The sequence below is a fragment of the Haloleucobacter albus genome, assembly GCF_052492075.1.
In genome coordinates this window covers 73,727-85,918 of sequence record NZ_JBQWAS010000020.1, presented here as the reverse complement: position 1 = coordinate 85,918, position 12,192 = coordinate 73,727, and the positions used below count along the sequence as shown (strand labels likewise).

10 protein-coding genes are annotated in these 12,192 nt (G+C 58.7%); 2 read left to right on the top strand and 8 right to left on the bottom strand.

Annotation, left to right across the window (positions count from 1 at the left end):
* The first annotated feature begins 2 nt into the window (after positions 1–2).
* On the top strand, positions 3–770 hold the full coding sequence (gene recO / locus ACT6QH_RS04445) for a DNA repair protein RecO (RefSeq protein ID WP_444973606.1): 768 nt from the start codon (positions 3–5) through the stop codon (positions 768–770).
* A gap of 3 nt (positions 771–773) precedes the next feature.
* Here recO and ACT6QH_RS04440 read toward each other — a convergent pair whose 3' ends face one another.
* Entirely contained in the window at positions 774–1,784 is a 1,011-nt protein-coding gene (locus ACT6QH_RS04440; RefSeq protein WP_444973605.1) for a hypothetical protein, read from the bottom strand.
* Positions 1,785–1,853: 69 nt separating this feature from the next.
* Positions 1,854–2,306, bottom strand: coding sequence for a preQ(1) synthase (gene queF / locus ACT6QH_RS04435; RefSeq protein ID WP_444973604.1), 453 nt, complete (start codon positions 2,304–2,306; stop codon positions 1,854–1,856).
* Positions 2,307–2,621: 315 nt separating this feature from the next.
* On the opposite strand from queF, the gene eno reads away from it, so the two are divergent.
* Positions 2,622–3,905 (top strand): phosphopyruvate hydratase, encoded by a 1,284-nt coding sequence (gene eno, locus ACT6QH_RS04430; RefSeq protein ID WP_444973603.1) that lies wholly within the window; start codon positions 2,622–2,624, stop codon positions 3,903–3,905.
* Between the two features lie 184 nt (positions 3,906–4,089).
* On the opposite strand, the gene ACT6QH_RS04425 is transcribed toward eno, so the two are convergent.
* The 6 genes from ACT6QH_RS04425 to topA all read right to left on the bottom strand — a co-directional run bounded on the left by ACT6QH_RS04425 (position 4,090) and on the right by topA (position 11,849).
* Entirely contained in the window at positions 4,090–4,782 is a 693-nt protein-coding gene (locus tag ACT6QH_RS04425) for a MarC family protein (protein WP_444973602.1), read from the bottom strand.
* A gap of 162 nt (positions 4,783–4,944) precedes the next feature.
* Positions 4,945–5,739, bottom strand: coding sequence for an arginyltransferase (locus tag ACT6QH_RS04420; RefSeq protein WP_444973601.1), 795 nt, complete (start codon positions 5,737–5,739; stop codon positions 4,945–4,947).
* A gap of 82 nt (positions 5,740–5,821) precedes the next feature.
* Complete coding sequence (locus tag ACT6QH_RS04415; RefSeq protein WP_444973600.1) at positions 5,822–6,352, bottom strand: RDD family protein; 531 nt, start codon at positions 6,350–6,352, stop codon at positions 5,822–5,824.
* Between the two features lie 178 nt (positions 6,353–6,530).
* Positions 6,531–7,778: a threonine ammonia-lyase gene (locus ACT6QH_RS04410; RefSeq protein ID WP_444973599.1), complete on the bottom strand. Its 1,248-nt coding sequence runs from the start codon at positions 7,776–7,778 to the stop codon at positions 6,531–6,533.
* A gap of 37 nt (positions 7,779–7,815) precedes the next feature.
* Complete coding sequence (gene hemB, locus ACT6QH_RS04405; protein ID WP_444973598.1) at positions 7,816–8,841, bottom strand: porphobilinogen synthase; 1,026 nt, start codon at positions 8,839–8,841, stop codon at positions 7,816–7,818.
* Between the two features lie 218 nt (positions 8,842–9,059).
* Complete coding sequence (topA, locus tag ACT6QH_RS04400) at positions 9,060–11,849, bottom strand: type I DNA topoisomerase (RefSeq protein WP_444973597.1); 2,790 nt, start codon at positions 11,847–11,849, stop codon at positions 9,060–9,062.
* Between the last annotated feature and the right edge of the window lie 343 nt (positions 11,850–12,192).

The following is a 12,192-nucleotide window of genomic DNA, read 5'->3' as shown; positions in this document are numbered from 1 at the left end:
TCGTGGAATGGAGCGATGAAGGCATCGTGATTGGCGTGCGACGCCATGGGGAAAGCAGCGCCATTGTGGAGCTGCTCACCCGTCGGCGTGGTCGTCATCTGGGCATGGTGCGGGGCGGTGGCTCACGCCGTCTCGCGCCCTTGCTTCAACCTGGCAACACAGTGAATGCCGTGTGGCGCGCCCGGTTGGAAGAGCATATGGGCAATTACACGCTGGAGCCTTTGCTTCTGCGCGTTGAGATGCTGATGATTCAGCCCCATGCCACTTATGGCATCACCCATATGAGCCAGCTTCTGCGCCTGTTGCCGGAGCGTGATCCTCAATCCCGGCTTTATGCTACTTACACCGCTATTTTGAATGCATTCGGAGATGTTCGGGCTGCGGGTATTCTGCTTGCCCGTTTTGAGTTGGCTCTGTTGCGGGAACTGGGCTTTGGGCTGGAGCTTGAACGGTGTGCCGCGACCGGACAATGCGAAGACCTGATCTATGTTTCGCCGCGCAGTGGGCGCGCCGTTTCCCGCGCGGCTGGTGCGCCTTATGCGGAAAGGCTGTTTGGCCTTCCACCTTTTTTGGTCCACGCTTCAAGCCCATGTTCAGAGCTAGATGTGGAAGAGGCTTTTCGGCTGACAGGCTTTTTTCTGCAAAACAGGGTTCTGGAACCACGAGGCCTACATTTTTCAGAGGCGCGCAGCGGATTCATTGCGGCGTGGCGCAGGGCGAATGCGGTTGAAACATCCTGCAATTCGGTTGCGAGCACTCTGGCCAGCTGATGTCTAGTTGGGAGGCAGAAGCTCTGCTCGCTTGCGATCATAACGCCACATGGCGCCAGGCATCAGCCGAAACCCGCCAATATCCCGCACCACACCATTTTCACTGGCATGATCGAAATGGCCCTTCAATGCGGCCATGCCTGCGCGGGTCAGGGCAATTTCAGCGCCGGCATAGGCACGATAAGCTGTTTCGGCCGAACTGCCATCTCCCCGGACAAAGGAAAGGCTGCTGCAATCGCTGCTGCGAAAGGGCAGACCGGAGACAAGAGGTTCATGGGTGAAAGCGAGTTCATCCAGCCGCAGAAAAAAGGGCAGGTCGGCCAGAAATTGCGCTTCATCCATGGAGTTTACGGCCGCAAAAACACGGGCGACCTTTTCGGGGCCCTCAGCCAACTGTTCCAGTATCCGCTCTTCCGTCAGTGACAGGCCGCTATGAGGCGCAGGCAGCTCTGCCAAGAGGCGTTGCAAGGCCGCGGAAAGATGGGGCAATGCGCTACGGGGCTGGCGGGAGAATGTGGCAAGGCTGGTGGGCGTGGGGGCGGTAAATGCCTCCCAGGCTTCTCTCGCCGTTTCCATCTGTACCTGCGTGACGGGCTTGCGCCGGGTTTTCAGGGTTTTTAGTTCCTCATCGCTCATCAGGCCGAGATAATGATCGGCCTGCACTAGATAGAGGCCCATTCTCTCCGGCTCATGCGAGAAGAAATGGAGAATCTGGATGAGCTGGAGTTGATCGTAAAGATCATGCTCAAACCATAACTCCACTTCGTCATAAGCCGGGTGAACTTCCAGAATAGCATCGCGGCGGGCAAAATCGACCCGCAACTCATCTTGGGGTAGCCCAAGCGCTTCTGCGAGAAAGCTGGCGCGCACGTTAGAGACATCAGCCAGTGCCTGACCGGGGGGCACCGGGCCATCATGCAGCATATCCCGCCACGGCAGGATTTGCCCCCCGATATGCGCGCTCTTCAGGCGGTCAACTGCGACATCTCCGTTGGTGATGATCAGCTTGGGCATGTTCCTGTCTCCACCCGGTTTCACGCTCGCGCATGGCAGGCTGGGCAGAGGGTTCGGCAATGAAGCCCTTCACCCGCGGCCGCGATAGGGGGCCACACCCGTCTCTGGCAGCCAGACACCTGAAGGCAGCGTACCAGTTTGCCAGAAAACGTCGATGGGGATTCCCCCGCGTGGATACCAATATCCGGCAATCCGCAAGAAGCGCGGCTCCAGGCATTCCAGCAGCCGCTTGCCAATCGCCACCGTACAATCCTCATGGAAAGCGCCGTGGTTGCGAAAACTGGCGAGATAGAGCTTGAGCGATTTGGATTCGACCAGAAACTGATCTGGCACATAATCCATCACCAGATGGGCGAAATCCGGCTGGCCTGTCACCGGGCAAAGCGAGGTGAATTCCGGGCAGGTGAAACGCGCCACATAATCCACATCCGGGTGAGGGTTGGGCACCCGGTCCAGCACAGCTTCCTCGGGAGAGGAAGGCATGGGCGTGCTGGCACCAAGCTGAAGTGGCTGGTCAATCATGGGGGCATCCTGTTCGTGGGCAGTCTGTTCAGGCGGATATGAAACCTATTGCGCGGAAAACAGCAATAAGCGGCATGAAGGCGCGGTCTCCTGTGAAGGGGGCACGGCATTATCCTGCACAATCAATGAAGAGCGGGATGCCATGCTTTTGCGTTTCAAAGCATGGGCAAAATGGACTAAAAGCGGCTGGTCTCAACCTCGTTCGCAGAAATTCGGAGAACGGGGCGGGGAAATGAAACTGCGTTGGGGTAGGAGTGCGGAGAAAGCATCGCCCTCCCATATCCGGCGCAATCATGAGATGAGGAAAGAACCGTTATGACCGCCATCGTCGACATCATCGGCCGCGAGATTCTGGATAGCCGCGGCAACCCGACGGTCGAAGTGGATGTGGTGCTGGAAGATGGCTCTTTTGGCCGTGCAGCGGTTCCTTCGGGAGCTTCGACCGGCGCGCATGAGGCCGTTGAACTGCGCGACAATGACGCCGAGCGCTATCTCGGCAAGGGCGTAATCCGCGCTGTGGATGCGGTGAATGACGAAATTTTCGATGCCATTGGCGGCTTTGATGCCGAAGATCAGGTGGCCATCGACGAGGCTCTGATTGCGCTGGATGGCACCAGCAACAAGGCGCGTCTTGGTGCCAATGCCATTCTGGGCGTTTCCATGGCTGTAGCCAAGGCTGCCGCCAGCGCTGCCGGCTTGCCGCTGTATCGCTATGTGGGCGGCGTGAATGCCCGCGTTCTGCCGGTGCCGATGATGAATATTGTCAATGGCGGCGCACATGCTGACAACCCCATCGACTTTCAGGAATTCATGATCCTGCCGGCGGGTGCGGAGAGCTTCTCAGAGGGCCTGCGCTGGGGTGCCGAGATTTTCCACACGCTCAAGAAGTCTCTGCATGCGGCTGGCCACAATACCAATGTGGGCGATGAGGGCGGCTTCGCCCCCAACCTGCCTTCCGCAGACGCCGCGCTGGATTTCGTGATGACTGCCATTGAAAAGGCGGGCTTCAAGCCGGGCGAAGATGTGTATCTGGGGCTGGATTGCGCCTCCACCGAGTTCTTCAAGAACGGTGCTTATGTCTATGAGGGCGAGGGCAAGACCCGCGACATTGACGCGCAGGTGAAATATCTGGCTGATCTCGTGGCGCGCTATCCCATCGTCACCATTGAAGATGGTATGGCGGAAGATGACTGGGCCGGCTGGAAGCTGCTGACGGACACCATTGGCGACAAGTGCCAGTTGGTGGGTGACGATCTGTTCGTGACCAATGTGGAGCGTCTCTCCCGCGGCATTCGCGAAGGCGTGGGTAACGCCATTCTCGTGAAGGTGAACCAGATCGGCTCTCTGAGCGAAACGCTGGACGCCGTGGAAATGGCTCACAAGGCTGGTTATCGCGCTGTGATGTCTCATCGCTCTGGCGAGACCGAGGACGCCACCATTGCTGACCTGGCTGTGGCCACCAATTGCGGGCAGATCAAGACTGGCTCTTTGGCCCGTGCGGACCGCACTGCCAAGTACAATCAGCTGCTGCGCATTGAGCAGGAGCTGGGCGATCAGGCCCGATATGCTGGCAAGGCCGCGCTGAAGGCCCTTGCCTGAGCCATATTTTAAGCTGCCTTGTAGCTTGATGGATAAAGAAAACGCCCGGCTTCATGTCGGGCGTTTTTATGTGCTGGGGCTGCCAGAACTACGAGCAGATCCAAAGACACGCATTCTGCATCTTACAGGGTGCAGGTAGGTGAGGCCCCTTCAGGGCCAGACATAAAAGCCGCTCTGGCAGCCTTCAAATGTTGCGGGCGGCAAACACTTCACCCAAAAGCACCTGTAGACCAGACCACAACATCTGCAAGCCGATGGCGAGCAGAATGAAAGCGAACAGACGCACCAGCACATCCGTTCCGCGCCGACCCAGCACGCGCTCAATGGTACCCGCCTCGCGATAGGCGAAATAAATGGTCAGAGCGATCGCAACCAACGCACTGAGAGCTGCAATGGCTTCGACCATCACCTGCATCAGGCTATCTGGTGTGATCGGGGTATGTCCTGCGGAAATGGCGATTGCTGTCGCAATCACCCCAGGCCCCACGGTGAGCGGCAAGGTCAGCGGGTAGAAGGCATTCTCAAGGGCTGTTTCTTCATTGAGAGCAACCGCTTCAGAGTGCTTATTGGATTGGACGCCTTGATGCAGCAGGCTCCAGCCGATTGAGGCGACAACCAGACCGCCAGCCATGTGCAGAACTGGAAGAGAAACGCCAAAAAAGGTGAGAATGCGCGCACCAAACAACATGGCGCAAACCAGCAAAATAAAGCCATAGAGGGCTATTTTGCGAGCGAGATGTCTGCGTGTCGTGGGTGAGCAATGGCGCACGAACGACAGAAAAATGGGCGCACCCCCCAGCGGGTTAATGATGGGGAAGAGGGAGGCGTAGACGATAAGAAAAATATTCAGAAAGCTGCTGAAGACTTCAAACGTCATGTGGAAGCTCATGCGCTATCGGAAGCTTGCCGCTTCATATGGAGGGGTGTTTGGAATGTCGTGAAGGGGCAATGCCGGCATCTGCCCGGACTGTTCGCTACCAAGTGAACTTCTCAGCAGCGCACAGCAAGCCTATCCATGGCAATCAGGGCAGATTTTTGTTCAATCTTCCTTGTCCAGGCGCTCCCACCCCTGCGGGGTCAGGCGTTCCTGAGGCAGAAAGCGGCGCTTGTAATCCATCTTGTGGGAGCCTTTGACCCAATAGCCGAGATAGACATAGGGCAGGTTCAGCGCACGGGCTTTCTCAATATGGTCAAGGATGAGAAATGTCCCAAGAGAGCGGTGTTGCGCATTGGGATTGAAGAAAGAATACACCATGGACAAGCCGTCTGACAAAATATCCGTCAGCGCGACAGCAATCAGGTCACCGCGCCCCTTGCGTGATGAAACTTGAGAAGGGGCCTGGCTGGTGATGGCTTGTTGGCCTTCAGGGGAGGCCGCGCGCTTGCGATATTCAATCAGATAGGTTTTCACATGCGTGTCTTCCACCATCTGGGCGTAATCCAGCGCGCTCATATCAGCCATGCCGCCTGAACCGTGGCGGCTGTTCACATAGGCCTGAAACAAGGCGTACTGCTCGGATGACGGGGTCGGTGGTAGCAGAGCGCTGACCAGATCCTCGTTATGCTTGCGCACGCGCCGGAAGCTACGGCCTTCCTCAAAGTCGTTCACACACACGCGCACAGATACGCAGGCCCGGCACCCCTCACATGCCGGGCGATAGGCGATAGACTGGCTGCGCCGAAACCCACCTTGGCTCAGCACATCATTCAGCATGGCGGCGCGTTCACCAACGAGGTGGGTAAACACCTTCCGCTCCTCCCGCCCAGACAGGTATGGGCAGGGGGCGGGTGCCGTCAGGTAGAATTGGGGTGTGTCGCGCGGGTGTTCAGTCACTTCAGTCTAGCCTCAAACTTCCCCACCATCGCCGCAAGTTCAGGTTGCGTCAAAGGGGAAGTGACATAGGGCGTGAAAATCATCAGTTACGCAGCAGGGCTGCCCGATTTTCCGAATTAACCATAACAGTGCCCAGCAAATAATCGTGCAGCAAGCGGCGCCTGTTATTGAAGAGTGGCAACAGAAGCACAAGAGGCGTGAGAGCGCTGACGGAAACCCAGAAGCACACGGCATGTACAGCGCCGAGCAATGAATAACAGGGAGCACCATACCAGGTGCGCAGCTCAATATTCATCATCCGCATGCCGATGGTTGCGGAAGCGGGCGACCCAAGGGTGATCGCGCTATAAAGAATGGCCCATATGATAAGAGCCGGACCCAGCAGGGAAAAAAGCATCCATCCCAAGCTGAGAGTGAGAATGCCAAAGAGAAAGATGAAAATCGCCAGCCCGAAAATAGGACCGAGAATCAGCACCACATCCAGCAAGAAGGCGACGATTCTCCGTGAGAGTACGCCATCGAAATATTCCGGCTGCGTGACAGGATCATAGGCGTGCGCATAGACTGGACCGCTCTGCGCACCGCCATATGTGTTCCCTGAACCGTCGTTCATGTTATGTGCCAAACTTCATCCTCCGATAGGGTGGGAGGCGGACAAATGAAGCGACATCACGGTTTGAAGTCGCTATTTCTCCTGAAAAGGTAAGAAACCTGAGAGGTGACGCAAGGGCTCTGCCCCGTAAAGTGAAGGTTCCGGCAGCGGGCCAAATAGGGTGTCGACGCGAAACGCCTTACCAATCAACGGTTCCTGCACCAAGGCGCTGAACTGGCAGCCCCATTTCCTCAAGAGCCTTCTGGATAACATCCGCGTGAAGTTTATCGCGGGTTTCCAGCGTCAGATCCAGACGCGCGCCCTTGGCCGGCACATCCAGGAAGGTGCGGCTGTGGTGCACATCCAGAATATTCCCCCCGAGCTGGCCGATAAGCGTGGAAATGCGCCCCAACATGCCGGGCCTGTCCATGAGGGTGAGGCGGAAGGAAACGATACGGCACTCACGTTCCAGCTCCCGCAGCAGGATGCCGGCCAGAACACGCTCATCAATATTACCGCCGGAAACGACAAGGCCGACAGTCTTGCCCTTGAAGCGTTCCGGCTCAGTCAAAAGGGCGGCAAGGCCCGCAGCCCCGGCCCCCTCAGCCAAGGTCTTCTGGTGCATCAGCAGCGCATTGACAGAACGCTCCAGAGCGGATTCCTCGGCGAGAATAATGCTTGGAACGAGACGCCGTATGACGCGCTCAGTATTGCCGCCGGCTGTTGGCACGGCAATGCCTTCCGCCAAAGTGGGGCCCCCACAGGGGCGGGGCTGGCCGGTGAGCGCGCTCCACATGGCCGGGTAGAGTGCCGCTTCTACACCGATGATTTCCGTTTCCGGGGAATGGCCCGCAAAAGTTACGGCCATGCCGGAGATGAGGCCGCCGCCGCCAATAGGCACCACCACCATATCGAAACGGGGGCCATCCTCGATCATTTCCAGTGCGATGGACCCTTGGCCGGCGATTACATCCGGGTCGTCATAGGGGTGCACGAAAACGCGTCCGTCCACCTTGGCGATACGCTCCGCCTCGCGGAAGGCGTCCGATACGGTATCCCCATAAAGAATGACGCTCGCACCATGCGCCTCCGTCGCCATCACCTTCACCTGTGGGGTGGTTTCCGGCATGACGATGGTGGTGGAAATACCCAGTCGTCGCCCATGATAGGCGACAGCCTGGGCATGGTTTCCGGCAGACATGGCGACCACACCGCGCTGGGCCTCATCCGGGGCCAAGCGGGAGAGCTTCACCAAAGCACCGCGCTCCTTGAAAGAGGCAGTGACCTGGAAGTTCTCATATTTCACCCACACATCCGCCCCTGTCAGTCGTGACAAGCGTGGCGCGGGCAGGGTGGGGGTGCGCAGAATGGACCCGGCAAGCAGAGCGCGCGCCCCTTCCACATCGGCAAGGGTGACGGGCAGATCTTCAAGCGCGGTGTCTGTCATGTCGGGTCTTTCTACGGGAAGTGAGGCGGTGGCGCGGTCAGCGCCCTGCGGCCATCATTTCAGCCACGCGGGGGGCGAAATAGGTGAGAATGCCGTCTGCCCCCGCTCGTTTGAAGGCCATCAGGCTTTCCAGCATAATGCGCTCACCATCGACCCAGCCATTGCGGGCGGCACCCTCAAGCATCGCATATTCCCCAGAGACTTGATAGGCGAAGGTCGGCAGGCCAAATGCCTCTTTCACCCGCCAGACAATATCCAGATAAGGCAGGCCGGGCTTGATCATCAGCATGTCCGCACCTTCATTCACATCCAGCTCGGCTTCGCGCAGGGCCTCAAGGCCATTGGCGGGGTCCATCTGGTAGGTGCGTTTGTCGCCGGTCAGTGTCTTGGCTGTACCAATGGCATCGCGGAAGGGACCATAGAAAGCGGAGGCATATTTCGCGGCGTAGGACATGATCTGCACATCCTGATAGCCGGCTTCATCCAGCCCTTCGCGAATCGCGCCGATACGGCCATCCATCATGTCAGAAGGTGCAATCACATCGGCCCCGGATTGCGCCTGCACGACAGACTGACGTACCAGCACTTCCACCGTTTCATCATTCAGTATCCGCCCTTCTTCCATCAGGCCGTCATGGCCATGGCTGGTATAGGGGTCCAGGGCGACGTCGGTGATGAGGCCAAGTTCCGGCACTTCCGCCTTGATGGCGCGCAGGGCCTTGCAGATGAGATTGTCTTCGTTCAGGGCCTCATTGCCCATCTCGTCGCGCAATCCGGCATCGACATAGGGAAAGAGGGCCAACGCGGGAATGCCCAGCTTTGCGGCGTTTTCAGCGGCTCGCACCAGTTGGTCCACTGTATGGCGCTCCACTCCAGGCATGGAGGGAATGGCTTCGCGCTTGTTCTCTCCGGCCATGACGAAGACGGGCCAGATCAGATCATCCTGTGTCAGCGTGTTTTCGCGCACCAATCTGCGGGTCCAGTCGCTCTTGCGGTTCCGGCGCGGGCGATGAACCAGATCGAGAGACGTGGGGGAGGGGCGGGCGGAGGTGGTGTGCGGCATGACAAACTCGAATCACTGAGGCTGGCAGAGCCTGCCGGCCCATGCAGGAGAGAGCTTTTCTTATAGCGTGCCTTGCCCCGTGATGAGACGAAAATCTCGCCTCAATTCGTTTCTTTCAATCGAAATAACTCGAAAAATCAATGTACTGAGTTACCCTTGGGGCAGGGCTGCGGGGCTGATACAAAAAGGGCCGCAATTAAATGCGGCCCTTTCAGAACTCATTCCTCCCATGGCGGCGCATCGTCTGTCGCCGCGGGCTCCTGAGGTGCGGCTTTGGCCGGCGCCTTGCGGGTCGCCGCACGTTTGCGGGGGGCTGGCTTTTTCACCTCGGCCTCATCGCCACTTTCTTCCACAGGCGCACCTTCCTCCGCGACCTTTGCACGAGTGGCCTTCTTGGGGGCGGCCTTGGCCTTGGTTGTTTTTGTGGCGGCGGTCTTCTTCGTCGTGGTTTTGGTGGTGGTCTTGGTTGTCGCCTTCGTCGTCTTGCGCCCCTTGGCCGGAGATGCTGCCGCCTTGGCGTCAATCAACTGAACGGCCTCCTCAAGCGTGATAGCTTCGGGATCAACCGTTTTCGGCAAAGTGGCGTTGATCTTTCCATGGTTGGCATAGGGGCCGAAGCGCCCCGCCCGTACTGTCACGGAACCACCCAGAGTGGGGTGTTCTCCCAGTTCACGCCCAGCCGGTGCACCGCGCCCGCCGCGACCCTTACTGGCCTTTTCGGCAATCAACGCGACAGCGCGATTGAGGCCGAGGGTGAGCACATCATCCCCCTCCTCAAGATTGGCATAGATGCGACCATGCTGGACATAAGGCCCGTAGCGCCCGATGCCCGCCAGAATCGGCGCGCCGTCATCCGGATGAGCGCCAACTTCTCGCGGCAGAGCCAGCAGCTTGAGCGCCGTTTCAAGGTCCACATCCGCCGGCGCCAGCCCCTTGGGCAGAGAAGAGCGCTTGGGCTTCTCCTTGTCCTTGGCCTCTCCAAGCTGGAGATACGCGCCAAAACGGCCCACGCGGACGGTAACCTCTTCACCCGTTTCCGGGTCTTTCCCCAGTGGGCGGTTCCCATCTCCCTCCGGCTTTCCATCTCCGCCGGAAAGCGGTTGGGTGTAACGGCATTCGGGATAATTGGAACAGCCGATAAACGCACCATAGCGGCTCATCTTGAGAGAGAGCCGGCCGGCTCCGCAGGTGGGGCACAGGCGTGGATCAGAGCCGTCTTCCTTGGGAGGGAAGATGTGGGCTGTCAGCAACTCATCCAGCGCATCCAGAACCTCGGAAACGCGCAGTTCCTTGGTGGCATCAATCGCGGCGTGGAAATCCTGCCAGAAGTCCCGCAGCACCTGCTTCCAGTCAATTTCGGCGGCGGAAATCTTGTCGAGCTTCTCTTCAAGATCCGCCGTGAAATCATACTGCACATAGCGCTGGAAAAAGCTTTCAAGGAAGGCCACCACCAGCCGGCCCTTATCCTCCGGCATGAGGCGCTTCTTCTCCAGCTTCACATATTCGCGGTCCCGCAGCACAGCCAGAACGGCCGCATAGGTAGAGGGCCGGCCAATGCCCAGCTCTTCCATCCGCTTGACCAGAGACGCTTCGGAGAAGCGGGGCGGTGGTTCGGTGAAATGCTGGGTGGTTGTGATCTCGCGCTTGTCGAGGGGCTCGTCCGCGCTCATGGCGGGGAGGCGGCGGCCTTCCTCATCCTCATCCTCGTCATCCTTCCCCTCGCGATAGAGGGTCAGAAAGCCATCAAATTTCACCACTGTGCCTGTGGCTGTCAGGTCCAGCGTCCGCTCGCCAGCCTTGGCTTCGATATCAGCTGTCGTGCGTTCCAGCAGAGCTGATTCCATCTGGCTCGCGACCGTCCGGGTCCAGATCAGTTCATAAAGGCGCGCCTGTTCTGCATCCAGATAGCGGGCCATCTCGCGCGGGTGGCGGGCTGGGTCCGTGGGGCGAATGGCTTCATGCGCTTCCTGCGCATTCTTGGCCTTCACGGTATATTTGCGCGGCACACCGGGCAGGTAGCGCGGTCCGAACTTGCTGGAAATGGCATTGCGCGTGGCCGCAATGGCTTCAGGAGCCATATCCACACCATCGGTACGCATATAGGTGATGAGACCTTGCGTCTCACCGCCCAGATCCACGCCCTCATACAGGCGCTGAGCTATCTGCATGGTGCGGGCAGGGGCCAGCCCCAGCTTTCTGCTGGCTTCCTGTTGCAGGGTAGAGGTGGTGAAGGGTGGCTGGGGGTGGCGCTTGACCGGCTTGGCCTCCACCCCCCGCACGCGGAAGCTGGCAGTTTCCAGCGCAGCCCGGAAGCCTGCGGCCTCTTCACCGCTGCCCACGCTTAGACGGGTGATCTTTTTGCCATCAGCGCCGACAAGGCGGGTTTCGAATTCATCGCTGCGAGGCGTGGCCAGACGCGCAGCGATGGACCAGTATTCGCGCGCAACAAATGTCTCGATCTCCCGCTCGCGATCGCAGACAAGGCGCAGGGCAACGGATTGTACCCGCCCTGCGGAGCGCGCGCCGGGCAATTTGCGCCACAGCACAGGCGAGAGATTGAAGCCGACCAGATAATCCAGAGCGCGTCGGGCGAGATAGGCATCCACAAGCGCTACATCAATGGCGCGCGGAGCCTTCATGGCATCCAGAATGGCCTGTTTGGTGATGGCGTTGAACACCACCCGCTCGACCTTCTGGCCCTTCAACGCCTTCTTCTGCCGCAACACCTCCAGCACATGCCAGGAGATGGCTTCTCCTTCGCGATCCGGGTCAGTGGCGAGAATAAGGGTATCGGCCGCCTTTACGGCCGTGGCAATTTCATTGAGCCGCTTCTGAGCCTTGGGGTCGACCTCCCACAACATGTGGAAATCCGCATTCGGATCAACCGAACCATCCTTGGACGGCAAGTCCCGCACATGGCCGTAGGAGGCGATCACCTCATAGCCGGGGCCCAGATATTTATTGATCGTCTTTGCCTTAGCGGGCGATTCGACGATGACGACCTGCATGACGACCCAGTCTCTTGCATAACCGCCCATTCATTCGGAGCGGCCCGATTGATTAAGGCACTGGAGCGTTGCTTATGCCTGGCCTTGCGGCGCGGGAACATAGACAGCCATCCCAATGGCCCCGTGTCACCCCATAAGGCGTAACAGCACCCCAGATTCCCAAACAGAAGGGAGCACGCTGCCCCAGTGAAGCGGGCGCACCATGAGCAGGTGTGGGCCACCTGTCAAATTTCATCTTTCCACGAATTAATCGAGATGTTTTGATATATGCAACCGTAAGTATGTTTTGATATGCACATCAACCGACAATTGTTAGGATGTTACGCAACCTACCTTGGGAGAG